14 protein-coding genes and 1 pseudogene are annotated in these 22,904 nt (G+C 49.3%); 4 read left to right on the top strand and 11 right to left on the bottom strand.

Annotated elements, in window-relative coordinates:
* Window positions 1–86: 86 nt before the first annotated feature.
* The 3 genes and pseudogenes from grdC to HXW94_RS19810 form a co-directional block, all read right to left on the bottom strand.
* On the bottom strand, window positions 87–1,577 hold the full coding sequence (gene grdC / locus HXW94_RS04510; protein WP_178365701.1) for a glycine/sarcosine/betaine reductase complex component C subunit beta: 1,491 nt from the start codon (window positions 1,575–1,577) through the stop codon (window positions 87–89).
* Window positions 1,578–2,029: 452 nt separating this feature from the next.
* Window positions 2,030–3,094: an IS91 family transposase gene (locus HXW94_RS04505; RefSeq protein ID WP_178365700.1), complete on the bottom strand. Its 1,065-nt coding sequence runs from the start codon at window positions 3,092–3,094 to the stop codon at window positions 2,030–2,032.
* Window positions 3,091–4,004: pseudogene (locus tag HXW94_RS19810) on the bottom strand (tyrosine-type recombinase/integrase). The gene HXW94_RS04505 and the pseudogene HXW94_RS19810 overlap by 4 nt, the downstream one beginning before the upstream one ends.
* Window positions 4,005–4,429: 425 nt before the next feature.
* Between HXW94_RS19810 and iscB (HXW94_RS04490) the strand changes: the two are divergent.
* Entirely contained in the window at window positions 4,430–5,722 is a 1,293-nt protein-coding gene (gene iscB, locus HXW94_RS04490; protein WP_178365697.1) for an RNA-guided endonuclease IscB, read from the top strand.
* Between the two features lie 192 nt (window positions 5,723–5,914).
* Here the strand turns inward: iscB (HXW94_RS04490) and HXW94_RS04485 are convergent, their stop codons facing one another.
* The 8 genes from HXW94_RS04485 to HXW94_RS04450 form a co-directional block, all read right to left on the bottom strand.
* Window positions 5,915–6,841 carry a SphA family protein gene (locus HXW94_RS04485; RefSeq protein WP_178365696.1) on the bottom strand — a complete coding sequence of 309 codons (927 nt, stop codon included), beginning with the start codon at window positions 6,839–6,841 and terminating at the stop codon, window positions 5,915–5,917.
* A 23-nt stretch (window positions 6,842–6,864) separates the two neighbouring features.
* Window positions 6,865–7,041: a DUF3465 domain-containing protein gene (locus HXW94_RS20295; protein ID WP_178365695.1), complete on the bottom strand. Its 177-nt coding sequence runs from the start codon at window positions 7,039–7,041 to the stop codon at window positions 6,865–6,867.
* Window positions 7,002–7,388: a YccF domain-containing protein gene (locus HXW94_RS04475; RefSeq protein WP_178365694.1), complete on the bottom strand. Its 387-nt coding sequence runs from the start codon at window positions 7,386–7,388 to the stop codon at window positions 7,002–7,004. The genes HXW94_RS20295 and HXW94_RS04475 overlap by 40 nt, the downstream gene beginning before the upstream one ends.
* Window positions 7,389–7,404: 16 nt before the next feature.
* Window positions 7,405–11,016, bottom strand: coding sequence for an exodeoxyribonuclease V subunit beta (gene recB, locus HXW94_RS04470; protein WP_178365693.1), 3,612 nt, complete (start codon window positions 11,014–11,016; stop codon window positions 7,405–7,407).
* Window positions 11,013–14,366 (bottom strand): exodeoxyribonuclease V subunit gamma, encoded by a 3,354-nt coding sequence (gene recC / locus HXW94_RS04465; protein ID WP_178365692.1) that lies wholly within the window; start codon window positions 14,364–14,366, stop codon window positions 11,013–11,015. The genes recB and recC overlap by 4 nt, the downstream gene beginning before the upstream one ends.
* 19 nt (window positions 14,367–14,385) lie before the next feature.
* Window positions 14,386–14,907 carry an adenine phosphoribosyltransferase gene (locus HXW94_RS04460; RefSeq protein WP_178365691.1) on the bottom strand — a complete coding sequence of 174 codons (522 nt, stop codon included), beginning with the start codon at window positions 14,905–14,907 and terminating at the stop codon, window positions 14,386–14,388.
* Window positions 14,908–14,983: 76 nt separating this feature from the next.
* Window positions 14,984–15,739 carry an S-methyl-5'-thioadenosine phosphorylase gene (gene mtnP, locus HXW94_RS04455; RefSeq protein ID WP_178365690.1) on the bottom strand — a complete coding sequence of 252 codons (756 nt, stop codon included), beginning with the start codon at window positions 15,737–15,739 and terminating at the stop codon, window positions 14,984–14,986.
* A gap of 95 nt (window positions 15,740–15,834) precedes the next feature.
* On the bottom strand, window positions 15,835–16,389 hold the full coding sequence (locus HXW94_RS04450) for a thioredoxin family protein (protein ID WP_178365689.1): 555 nt from the start codon (window positions 16,387–16,389) through the stop codon (window positions 15,835–15,837).
* A 491-nt stretch (window positions 16,390–16,880) separates the two neighbouring features.
* Between HXW94_RS04450 and iscB (HXW94_RS04445) the strand changes: the two genes are divergently transcribed.
* The 3 genes from iscB (HXW94_RS04445) to HXW94_RS04435 all read left to right on the top strand — a co-directional run bounded on the left by iscB (HXW94_RS04445) (window position 16,881) and on the right by HXW94_RS04435 (window position 22,902).
* Window positions 16,881–18,173, top strand: a complete 1,293-nt coding sequence (gene iscB, locus HXW94_RS04445; RefSeq protein ID WP_178365688.1) for an RNA-guided endonuclease IscB — start codon at window positions 16,881–16,883, stop codon at window positions 18,171–18,173.
* 257 nt (window positions 18,174–18,430) lie between these two features.
* Window positions 18,431–19,708 carry an efflux RND transporter periplasmic adaptor subunit gene (locus tag HXW94_RS04440; protein WP_178365687.1) on the top strand — a complete coding sequence of 426 codons (1,278 nt, stop codon included), beginning with the start codon at window positions 18,431–18,433 and terminating at the stop codon, window positions 19,706–19,708.
* A complete protein-coding gene (locus HXW94_RS04435; protein WP_178365686.1) occupies window positions 19,705–22,902 on the top strand; it encodes an efflux RND transporter permease subunit in 3,198 nt (1,065 codons plus the stop codon). Before HXW94_RS04440 ends, HXW94_RS04435 begins: the two co-directional genes overlap by 4 nt.
* Window positions 22,903–22,904 lie beyond the last annotated feature (2 nt).

Raw genomic sequence — 22,904 nt, 5'->3', positions numbered from 1 at the left:
AATTGCTTCCCCCATCGTCTTGTTTGGTTAACTGTATCTCGATGATCAAAAAACTTGATGATCGAGTGTATCACTTGCCCTGTCATTCACTTTTTGCCCCACTTTTTTGAAAGCCGAGGATTTCGCTCTAAAAAGAAAGAAACACCGTCAAAAAGATTGGTGCATCGATTAAGGAAAAGGCTTGCCTTCGCAAGAAACATGACACGCTCAATATGACCATCCCGCATAGCCTCCATCGCATGGCCAACATAAGGCACAGCCGATGGTATATGTCCCTGGGTTGGCGCAAATCCCGGCATACCAATGGCAGAAATCCAGTCTTTCATCTCCTCTTTCTTCAACTCGTGGGACAAAACTGCCATTGCAGCAATTTTCCGGTAATTTTTTCTAGTAACATCGCCTGACCCCGAGAATTCGGTTATCTCAGGGTTATGTAATTCCGTTGCATACTTATCAATATCGGTAAAACGCAATCCGAGATTCTGTAAAGGCTTCAACAGGTAGGAACGATAAACTGCCTCTTCGGAGGTGCCGGCTCCTATGGTCACATTGCCCACGGCCCCGGATTCAAGCCTGATGATGGGGCTTATTGCATCATCAGACGTAACCAGAAAGGCCATGGATGCAAGGCAATCCTCCAGAAGGGGCAACTTGTTCGTCAAAAAGGCGTTAATCTTCATGCCAAGTTTGGCCAGGGAACCGCCGCCAACGACGACAATTCGTTCATATACCCCGGCCTGTACCAATGAAGCAGCCATGATTAACGCTGCTGCCGGCGCCGCGCAAAAATTTTTGACATCAACACCGGAAGCATTAACACAAGCGCACATTTCACCTATGGCTTTTGCCATACCGCCACCGCCTCGTTGATACCTGTCGCCGCAGGCTTCTTCGCCGCAACTGATGATATAATCAATTTGTTCAGGAGCAATTGCTTCCCTATGCAACAGCCATTTGAGCGCCAATACACCGGATGCTTTGGTACAGAGATTTTCCAAAAGATCATGGGCTTCAAGATTTTCATCGTCTCCCCCTTCAACCCGTTCATCCCTGTGAAAATATCCGTACATTCTTCGCTTATGATATATGGGAAGTGCTGAACCGGAGGGAACTGCCGACATATCCGCGTCTATTTCCCGGATCATTTGATTTGCACCAGCACCAAACAGCGGGTGGGCTTCCAACCTTGTTTTCAGTTGTCTTGTGTGATGTTCATCTGTCTGGAAAAGGGACGGGTTCAATACATCAGCGGACTTAAGCAGAGCAAGGAAAAACTCCTGATCAACAATTTCACCGAATTTACCTATTCGCTTTTCATGTTCCGCCACCATCCCCGCCTGGTGCGAATACCAAGGACGTGGAATTTGGGACAACCTTTCCGGAGAATAGTTTCCCAGAAAGGTCTGATTCGGCGGATAATATGCAGCGTCATGAAAAGAACGAAGCAACCCAGTTATTTTTCCTTCAAGATCGGGATATTTTGCGATTTCCCGGCGCGGTTTTGAACCATAGCGAACAAGATCGGGAACATGGGCTAAACAATATGAACAATTTTTAATAACAGAATAGGATGTCATAGAATTTTTCCTTGTTATTATACTTTATATTATGGCCTTTCTATTCAAATCATGTCAATAAAAATATAGGAATTGGTTTCCATGGCCTTAACATCGGCCGCTGTAGGGGGGGGGGGCAGGCCACCGTACAACGAATAAGGTTAGATTGTGAGAGCGGAGCGAACCACAATCTGAACCGTTTGTTGGACAAGCCCGGTCACACAATATATAGAAAATAGCTTTTTCGGAGCAAGCGCCCCTGATCAGATAATTGTCGGCCAGGACCGGTTCTTTTTCTGAAAAATTGATCTTTGAAATAGATCCATCAGATTATTGAGGCCTTTTGAACGCAAAAAGGCTGTTTTTTGCGCGCAGGTATGCGTTGCCGGAAGAACCGGTTTTGTTTCACGCTCAGTGCTGTGCTGTGCGGATTTGGGATTAGTCAACACCTCCTTTCGACGCGGTTATGCGGGTCAGGCCAGCAAGGGCAGGAGAATTTGTGTTTTAATTATTTTCATCTTTGCACCACAAGTGGGACAGGTGATAAAGGGTCTTTCTTTTTGTCTGTCGGCAAGCATGCGGAGCGGATTGACTCGCAGTACGACCTGAAGAAATTTAATGAGTTTCTTGCTGCAGTGGTGAAGGAATCCATAACACCGGACTCTGCGAAAACCTTTAGGCAGGACATGGCACATGAGCAGATAAAGAAACTTTTCTCCAGTCACGGTCCGGGTTTTGTACTTTTTTGACTTTGCGGGCAGATAGCGAAAGGTCACCATGCCATCTTCGCATCGCAGGATGTCCTTTTCCTGAATAACTCCCCGGTACAAATACCTTCCAAGATAGATGATGGCCTTGTCGCCATTGCCAACGTTTTTGCAATGGGCAATCCACTTTTTGGGGCAATCTCCGGGCAATTTCAGACCTTGATCGACCAAGGCTTCCAGCATTTTTGCCCGAAAGACCTTTGCTAATGCTCTTTCGTTGAAAAGATATCCGGTCTTTTTTTTCCATAAACCTGTCTGCATGTTGATGCTTGCCCCGGGCATGACGATATGAATATGAGGGTGATACTCAAGCTCTCGTGAATGCGTGTGGAGTATGGCAGTGAACCCGGCTTCTCCGCCAAGTTTTTTGTCGTTCAGAGCAAAGGTTTTCAAAGTAGCCTGGACACAATCAAACATCAGGGAATAGACGATTTTTTGGTGCTTCCATGCCAAGGCCCGGAGTTGCTCTGGCAGTGTGAAGGTAATCAGGTAATAGTCTGCCGGGAGCCGTTTGTCCAGCTGATTTTCGATCCATTGCTGACTTTCATGGTTCTGGCAATGAGGGCAGCTTCTGTGGCCACAGGAATGGGGAATATAGCTTCTTTGGCCGCAGTCATGGTTGGTGCATTCTGCCAGCATATGCGGGCCATGCGTCTGCCTGCATTGCTCCATGGCCCAGAGGGCCTTTTGGTGACTGGGTAAGATTAAATTCTTGTATTGCTCCAGAAAACCTTGCTTGAATTTGTTGATTATTGTTGAGATCAGAATCATTTGACACCTCCCCAGGTAATATCGAAGGTATCGGTCAAGGCGTTGACCGCCTTGTGGGCGTTGCTTTCAGTGACGGTGGTCAGGTGGGTATATCTGGAGGTGGTCAGGATACTGACATGCCCAAGGATTTTCTGGAGTTCAACCAGATCTACACCGGATTCCAGCATATGGGTTGCGTAACTGTGGCGCAGGGAGTGGCATGAAATTTTTTTTTAATGTCCAGTTGCCTGACCACAGCCCTCATGGCGGCCTGAATACCGCCTCTATCCAAGGGAGTATCAACCAGATGTGCATTTTTCACCCCCCGCTTCCGGTTAGGGAAGAGGAACTCCGGGTGCCGATGGACAGCCCAAAAGTTTTTCAGGGTCTGCAAGGTCTTTTCCGGCAGGGGAACTAACCTGTCCTTGTTGCCCTTGGCATCGCGGATGTGGACCCGCATGTTAACAGAATCGATATCTCCGGTTTTCAACCCGATCCCTTCGCCAAGGCGCAAGCCCAGGGAGTAGATGGTGAAGAAAAAAACTTTATAACTCAATTGTTGCGTGGTGCAGACTAATTGCTGGAGTTGCTCTACTGAGAGAATATCCGGAATTTTGGTAGTCTTTGGCGGTTTAATCAGGGGGATATCCTCCCAGGGTTTGTCCAGCACGTTGGTGTAAAAGAACTTCAGACCATAGAGATCAAGTTTGACTGCGCTCCAGGAACGCTTTTCGAGCAGGTCGTTGAAATAATCAAGGAGTTGGTCAGCGGTCAGATTATAGATTTGGCAGTCGAAATAGTTACCTATCCGCCTTATAGCCCGAGAGTAGGCTTCAATGGTCTTGGGTTGCAGGCCTGCCAATTTCAAGCACTGGATATGCTTGCGGTAATATTTTTTGAATTGCGGATCATTGGGGATGTTGATGTTCATTGTAACCTCCGTTTTTGAAATAGTTTGTCAATGGCAGATGCGCTTGCATCTTCCTTTCGGGTTTACTACTATGAAAATCCAGAGTTACAATGTAATGATTTTAAATGACTTTAAAAGAGGTGGGTGCAGAGTGCTGGCTGTCTCCGCATAGCGGCTTCGTCCAACGAGGTCAACTACAGAGGAATGGTCGTCAACTACCCCTCGGCTAAAGACCGAGGGGCTTGAAAAAGCCCTAAAGTTGACCAGTCTAAGTGCTTCGAGTACTACGTTAGATCGGAAACAGGTACCCTGGGGTACTCGCCAGCTCCAGGTTCTACGGCAAGTGGTTAAACAGGTTTAAGGGGTTAAGCCGGTGCTGCTTGCGCCAAACCCGGTCATAACATTGACGCGGCAAACATTACCTTGGAAACAAGAGGATTTTTAAATTGAACGTATTTGTTCTGGATACAAACAAAAAACCGCAGAATCCGGTACATCCGGCAAAAGCAAGACTGCTTTTAACAGAAGGGAAAGCCGCAGTTTTCAGACAGTTCCCCTTCACAATCATTTTGAAAGAGACCGTCTTGGACGTGGCATCAAACCCATTGCGGATCAAGATTGATCCGGGCAGTAGAGAGACCGGAATTGCCGTGATTAACGACGATTCCGGAGAGATTGTTTTTGCCATGGAACTGAGACATCGAGGCCAACAGATCAAAAATAATCTGGAATCAAGACGAGCCATCAGAAGATCCCGGAGAAACCGGAAAACGCGATACCGAAAACCGCGTTTTGATAACCGGACCAGGGCGGAAGGATGGCTGCCGCCTTCATTAAAAAGCCGGGTTCACAATATCGAAACCTGGGTCAACCGGTTGTGCCGATTTTGCAATATTCAGGCAATTTCAATGGAGTTGGTTCGGTTTGACATGCAGAAAATACAGAATCCCGAAATATCCGGTGTCGCGTATCAGCAGGGGGAACTCATGGGGTATGAGGTACGGGAATACCTTCTGGAAAAATGGGACAGAACGTGTGCCTATTGCGGAAAAACAGATATCCCATTGGAGATTGAACATATCGTGCCGAGATCGAAAGGCGGTTCCAACAGAGTCAGCAATCTGACACTGGCCTGTACGGCGTGCAACAGGAAGAAGGGGAATAAGTCACTCGAACAGTTCCTTTCAAGGAAACCGCGACTGTTGAAACGAATTCAAAAGCAGTCCAAAGTGCCGCTCAAGGATGCGGGTGCCGTCAACACGACCCGATGGGACTTGTTCCGTACCTTGAAAAAAACCGGACTGCCGGTTGAAACAGGCTCCGGCGGTCTGACAAAATTCAACCGGACGACCAGGGGACTTCACAAAACGCATTGGCTCGATGCCGCCTGTGTTGGGAAAAGCACACCGGAGAAGATGTTTCAGATCGATAAGGCCGTGTTGATTGTAAAGGCAGACGGTCATGGCTCAAGACAGATGTGCAGGGTAAACAAGTTCGGATTCCCCCGGACAACAGCAAAGTCAACTGAGAAAAAAGTCAAAGGGTTTCAGACGGGCGACATCGTAAAGGCGGTTGTTACTTCCGGCAAAAAGGTTGGAACGTACACCGGGCGTGTCGCTGTCAGAAAAAGCGGATCATTTAACATTAAAACAGTGGACAAAACAGTACAGGGCATTAGCTGGAAATACTGCAGGCTGCTTCACGCATCTGATGGCTATTCCTACAATACGACGTGCTAAGGTCCGGTACCTGGACTACTAAATTATTATAAGGAGGGCGGCAATTCCTCTCCTGAGCTAAAGACTCAGGGGTTTCCTTGCCGCATTTTATGAATTTGGATGTGGCGCAGATCCCGGTGAATGTATGTTTGAATCAACCGGTCCTAAATCAAGAATTTGAGCAAACAAGAGTTAGTTTGATTATGGGCCCCCTTAGAAGGCATACATGAATTTAAACCAGAATTTTTCGCCTTTAGGTCTGTTTTCAACGTTGGTATCAAACTGTACTTTTGCGTTGAAAAACATATTTTTGTAGTTGTACTGAATGGCAGGACCAATGGAAAATGCCTTGCCCTTGTTACCGATATCGTCTCCCGAATCTTCGTCATCCGTTGACTGAAGGTAGAGCATACCGTTAAGGCCGAACATCCAGCGGCCGAAGTGCTGTCCAACCGTGTAATCGCAGATGAATTCATGTCCTGTGGTGTAATCGGTGTCTGAATTCTCAAAGTTGATCAGATATTGCAGTTTTGCCGAAATTTCAAACCCCGTGTTACTGATGTAGGTTGGCGCAATAACAGGTGCCACAGTCCAGTAGTTTCGGCCAATCTTAGCCGGATCATCGACACTATATTCTCCCACAGGAAGCCAGATGTCCAGTGCGCCGATAAGATGAAAATTTTTGCTCAGGTGCCAGCCCAGGATCATTGCGGAGACTTCAATATCTCCAAGTCCGGTTGTGGATGCATCATTAAACTCGGTATCAAGAACAGGTATGATGGCGTGCCAGCCGACACTGGCCCCGAACAGGGTCATATCAGAGACATAAATAAAACGGAATGTTGTTCCGGTGACATCAAGATCAAAATCCACAGGCACTTTGTCGCCGTTGCTGTCCATCAATTCGTCTGCAGTGTAATGAAACGCGTAAACAATGGGATAAAACCCCGGGCCGGGCAAGGCCCCGCTCATGAAATCCTCGTTGCCGCCCAGATAGGCGGAACCGCCGTTTTCAGCGGCAAATACACTGTGAATCGAACAAAAAATCATGGCAAGTACAAGTATGAAACTTGAACCTGCCTTAATCGATTTTAACAACTTTTGAGCATACGCATTTCCCCAAAAAATAATTTTCTGCATAAAAGATTGCCTCCTGATATTCTTTATTGATAAATTTTCCCGCCATGATTTAACCAACCGCCTTCATGCTGGCCATTGGGATCATGGTGAGTCCAGTGAATAACGCCACCTTTTGGATTCCACTCGTACTGCCCATAAAAATTTATACCGGCATTATATATCAAATCGAAACCGTCCGCGTCCCCAAGGGCGCAAAGCATACGGCAGCCAGCCGGAAATGGGCAAATCCAAAGGGGATGCCGATAATGGTCAGACAAAGGGCGATCCCGGCTGAGATGTGCGAGATGGCCAGCCATATCCCCGCAAAAATGATCCACAAAATGTTCGCCAGGGTCGTACCGGTTATCACCTCTTCGCCCACAGCCCTGGCATCCACAAGTGTCTTGCCATAGGGAAAGGCGGCAAAGCCTGCAATTCTGAACGCAGCCCAGCCAAAAGGAATGCCCACCACCGTGAGCATCAGAATACAGCCCGTAAGAATCCATAAAAGGCCTGCCGCCCATCCCCCGCCAAGTACAAACCAGAGCAGATTCAATAGAAAAGTCATGGTTCCTCCTGATATTTCAAGCTAAAATCGTTCTCAACTGCTTTATAACGTCATTGCCGGGCCTGTCAAAATAGATCCCGGTGTTTTTGTCCCCGGCCATCCCCCGGATAAACAGGTAAAAGACGCCGCCAAAATGATCCGCATAATGATACTCTTTCAAACGTACCCTTAAATACCTGTCCAGGGCCGCAAGGTAAAGATAATATTGCAGGATGTAATCATGGCTGATCATGGCCGCCGTCAGCGCGGCAGGGTTGTAATCACTGAAACAAGGCCCCAGGTAATTGGACTTGTAATCCAGGATATACCATTGGTTTTCATGACAGACCACAAGATCTATAAATCCTTTTAAAAATCCTTTAAACCCGGAGACCTGCATGGATGAAATCCTGGCGCCGTAACCGGCGATTTTTTCATCTGTTTCAACTGTTTCAAACAGCTGGCCAAGGGCTGACGGGTTAAACCGGTCCAGGGTCATATTAAACTCCATCTCCACCAGCCGGTGGGCCGGCGTAATCTGATCCAGGCAAAAACAATGGCCCCGCCCCGTATCAAGGGGGGCGGATAAAACCCCCTTGACAGCATTGCAGATATCCGCAACAGCCTTTGGCATGGCAAATCCAAACCGGTCAAGATTACTGACAACAGAGGGTTCAATGGTGGCCGGATCGCAGAAATCAATGTCTTCAAACACCTTATGGAAAAAATCGCCTGCCCCCGGACCTTTGGGAAAAGTGGACAGGGGCACAATATCCATGTCAGGGGCGGCATCCGTCAAAAAAAGATCGGGATTGGGCTCCTGCCGCTCCTTTTGCCCGTCCTGCACGGGATCATGGATGTGCCCTGCAGCAAGGGCGGAATAACTTGATATCCGCCATGCAGGGGCAACCTTCCGGGTCATGGTTTTTGGGGTAAACGCACGATCCTCAACCGTTTGCGCATCAAAGAGGCCTTCGGGCAACGTATCCGGTTGCAGCATAATGGCGTCAATGCTTTGGTCTGACCTTGCACACAATTGTTCAAGGTCTGCAAACAGGGACCGGTCTTTACCTGAACCGCCGGGGTGCAAAAGTTGTCCCAGGGCCGAGCCTTCAATGCCGGCAAAATCCCCCCAGTATATCCTGACGCCTGAGGACGCCCGGGTCAGGGCCACATAGAGCAGACGCATATCTTCAGCAACCGCTTCGTTCCGATTCAGCTGCATGGCCCGTTCCCTCTCTTCCGAGCCCAGATCCATCACCAGGGCATGATTGTCTTCCGGGTCATGGAATAGCACAGGGGCATTGGTCGCCTTAACCGTGCGGGCATGCCACAAAAAAGGCAGAAACACAATGGGATATTCAAGCCCCTTGCTTTTGTGGATGGTGACAATGGCCACGGCCCGGGCATCACTTTCCAGGCGCAGTTCATCAGCGGTTGCCTGCCGGGTCTGTTCAAACAGCTGCTTTCGAAACCATTCAATCAATAAAGCAATCTTAGACGGCGTCTCTTTCCCCAGGGTCATGGCAGCCTGGGCCAAAAGCTCTTTTAAATGAAACAAATTGGTGAGGCCCCGTTCATCCATATGGATACAAGGGCACGGCTGGGCATCCGTCTGGTACAAAAGGGCCGTGATCATGGGAATAAAGCCCCGTTCCTCCCAGATCCGCCTGTAGTCTGCAAACCGGTCCTGCCAGGTCCCTGCAAGGGTGTCGTCGGTATTCATACGCCTTAAAAACGCCTCATTGGCCTGGTACACGGAAGAGACCAAAGCCGCCTTGATCAGACTCATATCTCCGGGACGATTCACGGCACAAAGGATGTCATAAAGCTCCTGGGCCTGGATGGCATCGAACACCGACCCGGTTTTGGATAAAAAGCAGGGGATACCGCGGTTAACAAGGGCCTTTTGTACCGCTTCGGCCTGGACATTGGTGCGCACCAGCACGGCCATATCCCCCGGCGTCACAGGACTTATCCCGTTTTTATCATCCGGAGTCTCTTTGTCCAACAGACGAATATCAGTATCCTTTAAAAGGGAAAGTATATCCTTTGCAAGGATGTCCAATATAAGATTCTGGGCATCGGATTTATTGATTACACCGTTTTTGTTACAGGGTACCCCTTGTGTGTCCAAAACCAGAAAAGTTGTCGGCGGAACAGGAATACCGTTGCAGACCAGCCGGTTAACCGCGGTTTCAGGTGTTCCCACGGGTAAAAAAGGAATGAGTTCGAATCCGAACGGATTCTTTTTTGATGAAAAAATGGTATTCACAGCCCGCACCATGGCCGGTGCGGAACGATAATTTTTTGTCAGGGTAAAGCCTTGGTCGCAGGCCTTGGACGCCGTCATATAGGTAAAAATATCACCGCCCCTGAACCCGTAAATCGCCTGTTTGGGATCGCCGATCATGAAAAAAGCCGTACCCGGGTCCGTGAACAGAATGGAAAAAATTTTGTACTGGCCCGGGTCCGTGTCCTGAAACTCATCAATAAGGCAGGCATGGAACCGTTTTCTCACAGCTGTTTTCAACGCATGGCCGCCCGGGCCGTCCAGGGCGGTGGCAAGATCATTGATCAGATCATCAAAAAAACAGACGCCCTGCCCCTGCTTCATGGTCGCCAGGGCGGCGGCATAATCATCAAGAAACAGATATTGTAATGCAATCAGGTTTGCCGCCATGGATCGAGACAGGTCAAGCAGGTGTTCGCATAAGTCAAAAAAAACATGGCTCGGCGGGGTATGACCGGTTTTTGTCTTTTCCGTCAGCCGGGTCCGGGTAAATTTATACAGGGCATCGCCCTTTTCGTTCATATCAAACAGCAGGTCCGTGCCGGGATTTTGTTCAAATTTATTTTGACAGGCATCCAGCCAGTTGGACAGATTTTTTTTATTATAACTTCGTTTATCTATCCCGGCATGGTGCTGGATCAGATTTCGAACCTCTTCCAGTTCACGGTTCAAAATTTTTGCTGCTGACTTGACGGTCTTTCTGTAATCATCCCAGATTTCCTGAAACGCAGGCGGTTCCGGCACCACCCTGATTTCCGGCCGGGACGCGGCCTGGACAAGACCCTTGGCAAAAGTGTCCGGGGTCATATTGTTCCGGTCCAGAAAAGATAAAAATAATGAATCCAGATGATTGATGCGGCCTGAAAAAAAATCCCGGACCACCTGGTCAACAAAGTTCCGGTTATCTGTCATCAGTTCAATGTCAAAATGGGCATTGCTTTCAAAGGCATTTTCCCTGAGCACGGAAAAACAGAACGCGTGAATGGTCATAATCGCGGCCTGGTCAAAACAGGTCACCGCAAGACGCAGCCGTCGACGGATTTGATCCGCATCGCTTTGTTGTTGCAGAAAATCGGTAAGATCGTCTGCCGCGTATTCGTCACTCGCCTGGCCGGAAAGAACCATCAGACAGTGTACCAGGCGTTTGCGGATTCTTAATTTCAACTCTGCGGCCGCTGCCTCGGTAAATGTCACCACCAGGATGGATTCCACCTGATATCCCATGGCCACCAGCCGGACGAACAGGGTGGTGATGGTATATGTTTTTCCGGTTCCGGCACTGGCCTCGATCAGACTGATCTTTTCAAGATCCAGGGCAAAGGGATCAAGGGGCAACGGCGAGGCAGGTTTGTTCATGAGATTAAATGCTCCAGCATGGGCCTGTACACGGCAAGACCGGCATCCAGCACCCCGGAATGTTCAAGGGCCAACGGATCTGAAAAGGGGTTGTCCTGCCCGAAAACAAGGGTTGTGTAGCGATTAAAACTTTCCCCGGTTGAACTGAAATTGTTGCGCCACAAACCGGCGCATTTGCTTAAGGCCTTTGCCAGGGATGGTGTTGACAGGTCATAGTCCCGTGAGGATAGATCCAAAACCAGCTGGAAACAAAGATCGGCAAAAAAGGGAAAAATCCTCGCCTTTCCATCCAGGTAATCTCCGGCCAGGTCCCGGAGCAACGCCTGGGCACGGCTCTTTTCTGCAATAGCGTAAAATTCAAATTTCACCGCAGGCTTGCGGCTTTGGGGATCCTGCCCCACCATCACGGTGGGGCCGGGGTGGTCTTCAACACACGCATACGCCAGGTGTATGATCCACTGGGTCAGCAGCCGGGATGGATTCAATCTGCCAAAACCAGCCACGGCCCGGCCCTGGTCATACACATCGGTCACTCGGCCTGTGATGCAGCAGGCATCTGTTTGTAAACAGATCTCAAGTGTGCGTGGCTCCCCGTCAGGGCATTCATTTTGGGCCAGATGCGTGACAGGTTCTGCCAGATCATTGATTCTGGCCCATTCCTGTTCTCCTTTTTTTCCAAAAGGCAGCCGGCCCTGGGCCTTTACCATGGGGTAAAGATTCAGTTTTTTGCGGTTTGAAACCGCCAGGGAACCCAACTGATAAAGACTCCTTCCGGAGAGCCTGAAGGGTTCGCGTTCATCGGTCTCCTCTCCCGGTTCAGGATAACTTACGCCCAGGGTACCGGTGACATAATATTGAACAGGATGCCTGAAAAATGCAATGAGATCGGCAAGTGCAATCATTGGCGCCTCTTCTGACACCTGGTGTTGCAGGACGTTATCACCCGTCGGGTTCCGGAAATAAGAATCAGGGACCCCGGCCGCCTTATCTCCATGTCCATTGTTTCCATTGTTTCGGGTGCGCCGGCTGCTGCAGATCCGGCACTGGGCATTTGAATAGGAAAAATAACCCGGCACGCCGGTATTTGAAAAATAGACCGGGCTGAACGGGTGCAACGGATGGGTAAACTGCCATTGGAACCCCTGGGGAAATATAAAGCTGTTTTCAACGGTATCGATTAGTTCCGCCACAGGAGAGGCCACGGGAACAGGCGTGTTATCACTGATGTGCATGCCGGTATAGGTAATAATAAGCCGAAGACGTGCGCACAACAACGCCTCCAGAAAAAGCTCACAATCCTCCAGGCGATCCTGTTCGTCCCCGAGCCGGGGGTATTGGCGGATCAGGTCAAAGCCGGGGGAGCTGCCGGTCCTGGGAAAACTTTGGGCATCCATTCCCATCAGGCAGACAAGCTTGAACGGGATGCTGCGCATGGGCATCAGATTACAGAACGTGATCCCCCCGGCGAGGAAACTGCCCTGGGAAATATTCACATCAAGCTTGGCCGTCAGGGCCAGGCGAACGGCGGAAAAAGAGACCTGTCGTTCAAATTCAGCCTGATTCGCCTCTTTTTCCATATCATCCAGGGCATTGAGCAACACCGCCATATCCCCGTCATTACCAAGATCCTTTACCAGCATATCCGCAATAATAGTCCGGAACCGGGTGGCCCACGCCTGGACCGTGCCGGGGGAATCCATTAATTCCAGGGCCTTGAACAAAGAATGAATAAAATGGGCGCATTTTCCTAAAATTTCCCCTTCAAGCCCTTCAATCCCATCACAGGGAAGCACATCATTGACAAACACGGCACTTGCTTCGGGCAGGGCAAATCCTGTCATGAGCCGATTCAGGCCAAAGGTCCAGGAGTTGTGTTCATAGGGCTGACCCAGAATCTTGTGGCGATGGGCACCATCCTTGCCCCACAAAATTCCGGCTGCGTCAAACAGGGCGGAAACAACTTCCTGGTCTCCCATGGTCAGGCCGAATTTATCCGCAATGACAGGGCAGGATAAAAGTCCCATGATCTTTGATTTTTCAAGACGTGTCTCTTTTATCTCAAGGATATTTAAAAAGGCTGAAATAGTTAAGGACTCAGAACGGCGGCGGCGATCCGACACGGTAAAGGGCAATGCCGGCGACTGGGAAAATACGGCCTCCAGAAAAGGGGCAGAGGCCTCAATGTCGGGCATCATCACCACCACATCATGGGGGCAGAGGCCGGGATCATTGTTGAACGCATCCAGGATCAGATCCTTTAGTACCTGGGCTTCGCGCATGGGGGAATGGCAGGCATGGACGGCCAGGGAATTATCGCCGGGTGAAATGGCCATGGGGGCATCCGTCCTGCCTCTGCCCCGCCAGACAAGGTTCAGGATATCGGACTGGATCACGCTGAGCATATCGGTAACGCCCAGTTCAACCGGGTCAGCAAACAGGTCGCCCATGGGCTCGTCATAGTCAAAATTTTCCAGAAGTCCCTGGGTCTCCCGGCTGCTTTGACCCAGGGCACCAAGCAGGGGATTACCCTCTTCCGGCAGCTCTGAAAGGGCCTTATTTTTCAATGCGGCCTTTTCCTGTTGCCGGGGCGAAGGCAGATCAAAATAAAATTGATGGGTCGGCGTGAGCAGAAACAGAAAAACATCCATGTTCCGGCCCAACCGATTAAAAAGATTTAAAAAAAACGGGGGCATGGCAGAGATCCCGAACAGGGAGATGCGCCGGGGCAAAGCCATGGGATTGACGGCCCCGGATTCAAGTGCGGCAATACAGGCCTGCATCTGGTCGGGCAAAGAGATGCCTTTATTGATCAAGTCCTGCCACAAAGCAGCCTGCCATAAGGCATGGGGATCTTCAAATGCCTGGTTATCTCCCCTGCCCCAGGCTGCCAGCATGTCCGGACGATATACCTGGTAATCATCCAGAACGACGGCGATCCTGCGGCTTAACGCCATGGCCTTGGTGCCGGTGTCGTCGTGTTCAAGGTAAGTTTCAGGCCCCCAAAGGCGGCTGTCTGATTGGTTCGATTTTGATGCTTTGGTCATCAATGCATCCAGCACGGCCCAGGCCATCATGTCCCGGTTCAGAAAACCCGATTCCGTCAGGCCTGCCCCCTGGCTTTCGCAGCTGTGTTCCCGGATATATTCAAGCATCTGCCGGGGAAACATAAAGCGCACATTGGCGCATATCCCGAAATGCCGGGCGATCACCTGGGAAAGCCATTGTTTCATTCCCCGGGATTGGATGCCGATGAATTCGGGGGAAAGGGGATTGCCGGGGGTATCGCCGATTACGGTACAAAGGGCCCGGGCCAGATTTTCCATGCGGTTGCTTTTGATCAGATTGAGCATGGCACTGTTCCCAGGGAAATTACACGCCCCCAAATTCAGTGATACTGAACACAGGACAACCGGGGATCTGATCCCGGCCCTTAAGATCAGGCAGTTCCACAACAAAGGCACATTCCAGCAGATCAGCCCCTAGCTGCTTTACCAGTTTGACCGTGGCCCCCACAGTGCCGCCGGTTGCAATGAGATCGTCCATAATAACCACTTTTTCACCGGGGGCAACAGCATCTTCATGCATTTCAAGGGTGTCATCTCCATATTCAAGACTGTAGCTCTGCGCAATGGTCTTGTGGGGCAGCTTTCCTTTCTTACGCACCGGGACAAAACCGATACCAAGGCGATAGGCCACCACAGCACCAAACACAAAGCCCCTGGCATCAATACCCACCATCTTGTCAAGATTCTTGTCCTTATAGCGGTCGTAGAAGATATCACAAGAATAACTAAATGCTGCGGGGTCCTGCATCAATGTGGTCAAATCCCTGAAAACAACGCCATCTATGGGCCAGTTCGGAATGCTTCTGATGTTCTGCTTTAAATCCATTTTGTGTTGTTTCTCCTAATTTACAAGAATTGGCTTTATATTTTTTCGGATTGAGCCAGGCTGTGAATAGAGCAACTCAGCCCATGGCGGTTATTTGTGAAACAGCCTTGATAAACAGTTGTTTGACATTATCCGCGTTTTTGTTGAACACTGATAAAATCTCATCCCAGGTGACCGGGGCTTCATCCTGTTTCCAGCAGTCATAATCGGTGGCCATGGCCACGGCGGCATAAGGGATACCCGCCTCATTGGCCAGCATGACCTCTGGTGCTGTAGACATATTGATGACATCCGCGCCCCACAGCCTGAACATATTGGATTCCGCCACGGTTGAAAACCGGGGGCCTTCAATGGTAACCACACATCCTTTGTCATGGGCGTTCAATCCCAGATCCATGGCGGATCTGTAGAGTACATTGCATAGAAACTCATCAAAGGGACGGGCCATGGCCGTATGCACCGCGCCCTTTTCAAAAGAATCGGCAAAGGTATTTTTACGAAACCGGGTAAAATCAATGAACTGATCCAGGATCACAAAATGCCCCCGGTCGATTTCCTGCTTCAGGCTGCCGCAGGCTGTTGTGGCAATAATATGTGTGGCACCGGCCTGTTTCAGGGCATATATATTTGCCCGGTTGTTCACCTGGGTGGGGCTGTACTGGTGCTTGCGGCCGTGTCTTGCCAGAATCAGTACCTGGGTGTCGTTGATCAGACCGGTCATGATATCTGATGACGGTGGACCATAGTGGGTGTCTACCTCAATTTTTTCACAATTTTCTAAAATATCAGGGTCATCCAGTCCTGACCCGCCAATAATGCCGACCCGTATCATGGTCAATTCTCCTAAAATAAAAACAAATCAAACCGACATTTGCGCTATCATAAATCTCATAAGATATTCAAGCACGAATTTATCAAAAGATTGAATCAAGATTTTTTTTGTCGGACATATTCTTGAAAATTCATGGTCTTATAACTTTGGGTATGAATATACTGCAAAATTGAAAGCAACTGATCCGCACCAACAAATCCGGGGAGGGTATTGATTTTTTTCCCGTTTGCGTCCAGGAACCACAGGGTTGGAAGCCCTCGAACGCCCCATTGCTGGGCCAGTTTCTGTCGTTTGTCCGTATCCACGCCAATACTGACAAAATGGTCGTTCAGGTAGGCTTTGATCCGGTCATCCGTGAAGGTTTCCCGTTTTAATTTAACACAGTATCCGCACCAGGCCGCATGGAAATAAAGAAAAATGTTTTTATCCTGTTCCCCGGCCAGGGCCATGCCCGGGGTGTAATCATTCCAGGCAATATTTTTGGGGGCTGCCATTGATAAATTTTGAGAGGCTTGATCTCCAACAGCAGGCGGTTCAACATTTACCTGGGTGACCTGGGCACCCAAATCCGCCACGGGCCGGTTGTATAGATATATTCCACCCAGCACCAGCACCACCAGTATCCCCACCAGAATATTTTCTTTTCTCATTTTGAATCCTTTTTAACCAAATAAACCAATTTCAAAAAAATTAAAATACCACAAAACCAATGGATAAAAAAGATGATAAATTTTAAACACATATAACTATAAATTAGCGCCCTTTGGGCGGACTGTTGGGTGTTGGGTGCTGGGTGCTGGGTGCTGGACATTCCTATACTCTTAAATTAGTTTGGCAATTTACATACCAACTTCAGTCGGAAAACGGCTTTACAGTAAACGTCATAATTGATAGGCATAATATTGTCAACTACCCCTCGGCTTAAAGACCGAGGGGCTTGAAAAGGCCCCAAAGTTGACCAGTCTAAGTGCTTCGAGTACTACGTTAGATCGGAAATAGGTACCCTGGGGTGCTCGCCAGCTCCAGGTTCTACGGCAAGTGGTTAAACAGGTTTAAGGGGTTAAGCCGGTGCTGCTTGCGCCAAACCCGGTCATAACATTGACGCGGCAAACATTACCTTGGAAACAAGAGGATTTTAAAATTGAACGTATTTGTTCTAGATACAAACAAAAAGCCGCAGAATCCGGTACATCCGGCAAAAGCAAGACTGCTTTTGACAGAAGGGAAAGCCGCAGTTTTCAGACAGTTCCCCTTCACAATCATTTTGAAAGAGACCGTTTTGGACGTGGCATCAAACCCGTTGCGGATCAAGATTGATCCGGGCAGTAGAGACACCGGAATTGCCGTGATTAACGACGATACCGGAGAGATTGTTTTTGCCATGGAACTGAGACATCGAGGCCAGCAGATCAAAAATAATCTGGAATCAAGACGAGCCATCAGAAGATCCCGGAGAAACCGGAAAACGCGATACCGAAAACCGCGCTTTGATAACCGGACCAGGGCGGAAGGATGGCTGCCGCCTTCATTAAAAAGCCGGGTTCACAATATCGAAACCTGGGTCAACCGGTTGTGCCGGTTTTGCAATATTCAGGCAATTTCAATGGAGTTGGTTCGGTTTGACATGCAGAAAATACAGAATCCCGAAATATCCGGTGTCGCGTATCAGCAGGGGGAACTCATGGGGTATGAGGTACGGGAATACCTTCTGGAAAAATGGGACAGAACGTGTGCCTACTGCGGAAAAACAGATATCCCATTGGAGATTGAACATATCGTGCCGAAATCGAAAGGCGGTTCAAACAGAGTCAGCAATCTGACACTGGCCTGTACGGCGTGCAACAGGAAGAAGGGGAATAAGTCGCTCGAACAGTTCCTTTCAAAGAAACCGCGACTGTTGAAACGAATTCAAAAGCAGTCCGGCGTGCCGCTCAAGGACGCGGGCGCCGTCAACACGACCCGATGGGACTTGTTCCGTACCTTGAAAAAAACCGGACTGCCGGTTGAAACAGGCTCCGGCGGTCTGACAAAATTCAACCGGACGACCAGGGGACTTCACAAAACGCATTGGCTCGATGCCGCCTGTGTCGGGGAAAGTACACCTGAAAAGATGTTTCAGATCGACAAAACCGTGTTGATTGTAAAGGCAGACGGTCATGGCTCAAGGCAGATGTGCAGGGTAAACAAGTTCGGATTCCCCCGGACAACAGCAAAGTCAACTGAGAAAAAAGTCAAAGGCTTTCAGACGGGCGACATCGTCAAGGCGGTTGTCACTTCCGGCAAAAAGGTCGGAACGTACATCGGGCGTGTCGCTGTCAGAAAAAGCGGATCATTTAACATTAAAACAGTGGACAAAACAGTACAGGGCATTAGCTGGAAATATTGCAGGCTGCTTCATGCATCTGACGGCTATTCCTACAATACGACGTGCTAAGGTCCGGTACCTGGACTACTAAATTATTATAAGGAGGGCGGCAATTCCTCCCCTGAGCTAAAGACTCAGGGGTTTCCTTGCCGCATTTTATGATTTTTGGGCCTTGATCATCCTTTCGACCACGTATTGAGTCGGGGCGGACTCCATATCTGCCCTGTTCAGGGCGAATATGGATCAGGGCGGATTTTATTGTTTCCATGGCCCTAAGTGCCTTCAAATAAATCCCGGTACCGGTTTCTTTGCCAAAGGAAATACAGATGCCTTCTTTTTTATTTAGACTGATGCGTGTGCTTGTTGTTTTGTTGTTTGCCGCAGGTGTGGCTTTGTGGCTGTTTGTTGCCAGGGAAAAACCTCAAAAGAAGGAAATGGCGGACACGCCGCCAAAAGTGTTATGTGTTCCGGCAGTATCGGGCACTTATGATATGATTGTTGAAGCCTTTGGGACGGTTACCCCCCGAAACAGTGTAAAGCTATCCATGGAGGTTGCCGGCCGCATTGATTATATCCATCCTGATTTCCGGGAAGGCGCACGCATTCGTAACGGTGAAATTCTTTTGCGTATTGATCAGCGAACCCTTGTCCTTAATGAGAAAAATGCCCGGGTTCAGGTGGTTCAGGCCCAGGCTGATATTGATCTGCTTGAACAGGAAGCCTTGAATTTAAAGGCAGATGCCGGGCTTGCCCGCTCTAACCTGCAGCTAACCGCCAAGGAACTGGAACGGGTCAGGGCATTGGCTGAAAATCAGTTTGCGTCTAAAACCAGTTTGGATCAGGCGAGACAACAGTATCTGTCCGCAAAAAATCAGTTGCAGCAAATCACCAATGCCCAGGCGCTTGTCCCTTCACGCATGGCCTTGAAAAAATCGACCCTGGCTTCGGCCCGGTCTGCGCTTGAAACGGCTTCTCTGATGCTTGAAAAATCTCAAATTAAAGCAGACTTTTACGGCGTTGTGATGACGAAACAGGTCCAGGTTGGGGAATATGTTCATCCGGGCCAGGTGCTTGGGGTTATATATGAAAAAGATGCCCTGGATGTTGATATCCGCATTCCCCTTGAAGAACTTCAATGGTTGGGTTCTGTTTTTAAAGACGGGGGACGCCCCCAAGTAAATTTGACCATCGCCAATCTGGACGGCGGACGCTCTCTGGTATGGCCGGGCCATGTGGCCGGAATTAAAGCCGCTGTTGACGAAAAAACCCGGACCATGCCCATGACTGTTGAAATCGGCGCCCTTGATGTCAAAGACCCTTTGATGCTGCTCAGGCCCGGTGTCTTTGTCAGATGCCGTGTTAAAGGGGAACAAAAGGAAAACCTCTTTAAAATCCCGCGAACGCTCATGCGCTCCCCGGATACCCTGTATCTGGCACGGGAAAATCATCTTGTGATTAAAAAGGTCAACGTTATTCGTCGGTTTGAAGAAGATGTTTATATCGCCAGGGGTCTGGCCCCCGGTGACCTGATTATTAAATCTCCTTTGCCCGGGGCTTTGAACGGTATGGCTATCACCGTTCAAAAGGCCGGAGACGACCGATGAAACCCCTGGGAAAATGGTCAGTGGAACACCGGGTCACGGTGAACCTGGTTATGGTGTTTCTGATCGTGGCCGGAATGTTCACGGCCATCAATATGAAACGGGAGATGTTCCCACAGTTTTCTTTGGATATGATCAGTATCTCCGTGGATTATCCGGGGGCTTCCCCTGAGGATGTGGAAGAGGGTATCTGCATTAAAATTGAAGAGCAGCTCAAAAGCCTTGAAGATATCAAAACCATGTATTCCGCTGCAGTTGAAGGGCATGGCGTGGTGACGCTGGAGCTTGATGCCGGCACGGACATCACCGATAAGCTCAATGAGGTTCGAACCGAAGTTGATTTGATCGATTCTTTTCCCACCCAGGCCGAAGATCCTGTGGTGATTGAGATTAAAAACAATGAGCCCGCAATTTATGTGGCTGTTTACGGTGATGTGGCCGAACGTATCCTTAAACAGACCGCCGACAAAATCAGGAATGACCTGGTCGGTTTTGACGAGATCTCCTTGGCAGAACTTATGGGGGTCCGGGAGTATGAAATTTCAGTAGAAATTTCCGAAGATAATTTGCGCAAATTTTCTCTCTCTTTTGATGACGTGGTGCGTGCCGTGGGTTCTGGAAGCCTTGAGCTGCCTGGCGGACTGATTAAAACCAGCGGCGGCGAGTTTCTAGTCCGGGCCAAAGGCAAACGGTATACCGGTGCTGAATATGAACAGATTCCTCTGGTGACAAGGGCTGACGGCACTGTGGTCCGGCTCGGGGATGTAGCCCGGGTGGTTGACGGATTTGAGGACCAGGATCTCCAATCTCGTTTTAATGGACAACCGGCTGCCATGGTGGTGGTGGAGCGCACCAGTTCCCAGGACACCATTGCCATTTCCAACCGGGTACTCGCCTATATTGACAATGTCCGGGATGATCTGCCCAAAGGAATCCGTCTTGGACACTGGTACAATATAGCGAATATGGTCCAGGACCGCATTGATCTTTTGTTGAAAAACGGAATCCAGGGCATTGTTCTGGTGTTTGTGGTACTGGCCCTGTTTTTGGATTTAGGCCTTGCCTTCTGGGTGGCCTCGGGCATTCCCATTACCTTTATGGGTGCGTTTCTTTTTCTGGAGTACATTGGTGCGTCAGTAAATATGCTCTCTTTGTTCGGGTTTATCATGACCCTGGGTATCCTTGTGGATGACGCTATTATTGTGGGGGAAAATGTGTATACCCACTATGCTGCCGGTAAAACCGCCAAGCAGGCTGTCATGGCGGCCATGGAACAGGTGGGGGGGCCTGTGGTTATGGCCGTGACCACCACCATCGTGGCGTTTTCGCCTTTAATGTATATCACCGGCATCATGGGAAAATTCATCGCTGTCATGCCCCAGTCCGTGATCTGTATTCTTTTCATATCCCTTATTGAGGCCTTTTTTATCCTGCCGGCGCACCTGGAAGGCACCCTGTCCCACTCATCTGCAGGTGGCCGCAGGCCAAGGATTTACAAGGTGCTGTTTTTCTGGGTCCACTGGCTCAAAAAAGATATCGCCTATATTCACGGCATTCTGAGAATTCGGATGGAAAAAGGACTGAATCGCGTCATCTACGCCTATTATCTTCCAATATTGCGCTATTGTATTAAAAACAAATATTTTACCCTGGTCCTGGGTGTGGGGTGCCTGATCATCAGTTTAGGGTTGATTGCCGGTGGGCATGTCCCGTATACTTTTTTTCCGAAAACTGATTCTGACTGGATGCTTTCAGAAATTGTATACCCTTTGGGCACCCCTTTTGATACGACTCAGAACACTATTAAACAGATTGAAGCCGGTGCGTTTAAACTTAACGATTATTTCAGGGACCGGGTTGAGGATAAAAAAGATCTGATTGTAAATACGTTTTCCCTGGTAGGGGTTATACCACGACGGGATTGGAAAGAGGGGGTGTCCGGCGGGCATTGCGGTCAAGCCTGGATCGAGATCTTACCAGCTGCAAAACGTCCGGATATCCTGGCTTCGGAGGTAACGGCCAAATGGCGGGAATTCACCGGTGATATTCTTGGGGCGGAACAATCCTCATTTACCATTATTGGTGGCGGTCCCGGGGGTAACCCTATTGAAATCCGTCTGCACGGCAGTGAGCTTTCCCAAATGAAAGCGGCAGCCCAGGTTCTTAAGCAGGAGATTGCATCCTATCCAGGCACCTTTGACATTACCGATGATTTCCGGTCCGGAAAGATGGAAAAACAGATCTATATCCGGCCGGGTGCTGAATCTTTAGGCGTGACCATGGCCGACATCGCCACCCAGCTTCGCCAGGGCTATTATGGTGATGAAGTCCTTAAAATTCAGCGGGGCAAAGATGATGTCAAGGTCATGGTCCGGTATGCCAAGCAGGAGCGGGAGACCGAATCCAGCATAGACCGGTTTCGCGTACGGACAAAGGACAACCGGGAAATACCCTTGAACCAGGTGGCCCGCATTGAAACCCAGAGAGGATACGCCACAATTAAGCGGGTAGACAGGCACAGGGTAATCACAGTGACTTCCAATCTTGATGAGGATATTGCCAATGCCCGGAATATTGTAAATGACTTAAGTAAAAACTTTCTACCCGACATGATCAAACGCTTTCCCGGGGTTGACTATGACCTTGAAGGCCAGGCCAAGCGCAGCAAGGAGTCCATGGACAGCTTGATGAAAGGATTTATTGTGGCAGCCATGATTATCTTTCTGCTTTTAGCAAGCCAGTTTCGTTCCTACAGTCAGCCGTTTATTATTATGACCGCGATCCCTTTTGGTCTGATCGGGGCCATTGTCGGCCATTTTATAATGGGTTTGGATATTACCATGATTTCGATTTTCGGCATTGTGGCGCTCTCCGGTGTTGTGGTCAACGACTCCCTGATTCTCATTGATTTTATTAATGTTGAAGTCGCTAAGGGAACAGGGGTGTTTGAGGCTGTGGTCAAGTCCGGTGAAACCCGTTTCCGTCCTGTGATTTTGACCTCTTTCACCACTGTGGCAGGTCTTGCCCCGCTTTTAACGGAAACAAGTTTCCAGGCCAAATTTCTTATTCCCATGGCCGTCAGTATCAGTTTCGGTCTGGTTGCCGCCACGTTGCTGACCCTGATTTTTGTACCGGCTCTGTATGCAGTGATTCATGAATGGACCTTACTTTTAACAGGCGGATCAGATGTACCCTGAGA

The organism is Desulfobacter latus (assembly GCF_013389365.1).
Classification (GTDB): Bacteria; Desulfobacterota; Desulfobacteria; order Desulfobacterales; family Desulfobacteraceae; genus Desulfobacter; species Desulfobacter latus.
The sequence above is the reverse complement of the archived record's forward strand: the minus strand, read 5'-3'. Positions and strand labels throughout refer to the sequence as shown.

Excerpts from the sequence above, each read along its gene's own strand:
- HXW94_RS04505 (WP_178365700.1), bottom strand. The coding sequence starts at position 3,094 with ATGATTCTGATCTCAACAATAATCAACAAATTCAAGCAAGGTTTTCTG.
- grdC (WP_178365701.1), bottom strand. The coding sequence starts at position 1,577 with ATGACATCCTATTCTGTTATTAAAAATTGTTCATATTGTTTAGCCCAT.
- HXW94_RS04485 (WP_178365696.1), bottom strand. The coding sequence starts at position 6,841 with ATGCAGAAAATTATTTTTTGGGGAAATGCGTATGCTCAAAAGTTGTTA.
- mtnP (WP_178365690.1), bottom strand. The coding sequence starts at position 15,739 with ATGATACGGGTCGGCATTATTGGCGGGTCAGGACTGGATGACCCTGAT.
- HXW94_RS20295 (WP_178365695.1), bottom strand. The coding sequence starts at position 7,041 with ATGCTTTGCGCCCTTGGGGACGCGGACGGTTTCGATTTGATATATAAT.
- HXW94_RS04450 (WP_178365689.1), bottom strand. The coding sequence starts at position 16,389 with ATGAGAAAAGAAAATATTCTGGTGGGGATACTGGTGGTGCTGGTGCTG.
- HXW94_RS04460 (WP_178365691.1), bottom strand. The coding sequence starts at position 14,907 with ATGGATTTAAAGCAGAACATCAGAAGCATTCCGAACTGGCCCATAGAT.
- recC (WP_178365692.1), bottom strand. The coding sequence starts at position 14,366 with ATGCTCAATCTGATCAAAAGCAACCGCATGGAAAATCTGGCCCGGGCC.
- HXW94_RS04440 (WP_178365687.1), top strand. The coding sequence starts at position 18,431 with ATGCCTTCTTTTTTATTTAGACTGATGCGTGTGCTTGTTGTTTTGTTG.
- HXW94_RS04435 (WP_178365686.1), top strand. The coding sequence starts at position 19,705 with ATGAAACCCCTGGGAAAATGGTCAGTGGAACACCGGGTCACGGTGAAC.
- recB (WP_178365693.1), bottom strand. The coding sequence starts at position 11,016 with ATGAACAAACCTGCCTCGCCGTTGCCCCTTGATCCCTTTGCCCTGGAT.
- HXW94_RS04475 (WP_178365694.1), bottom strand. The coding sequence starts at position 7,388 with ATGACTTTTCTATTGAATCTGCTCTGGTTTGTACTTGGCGGGGGATGG.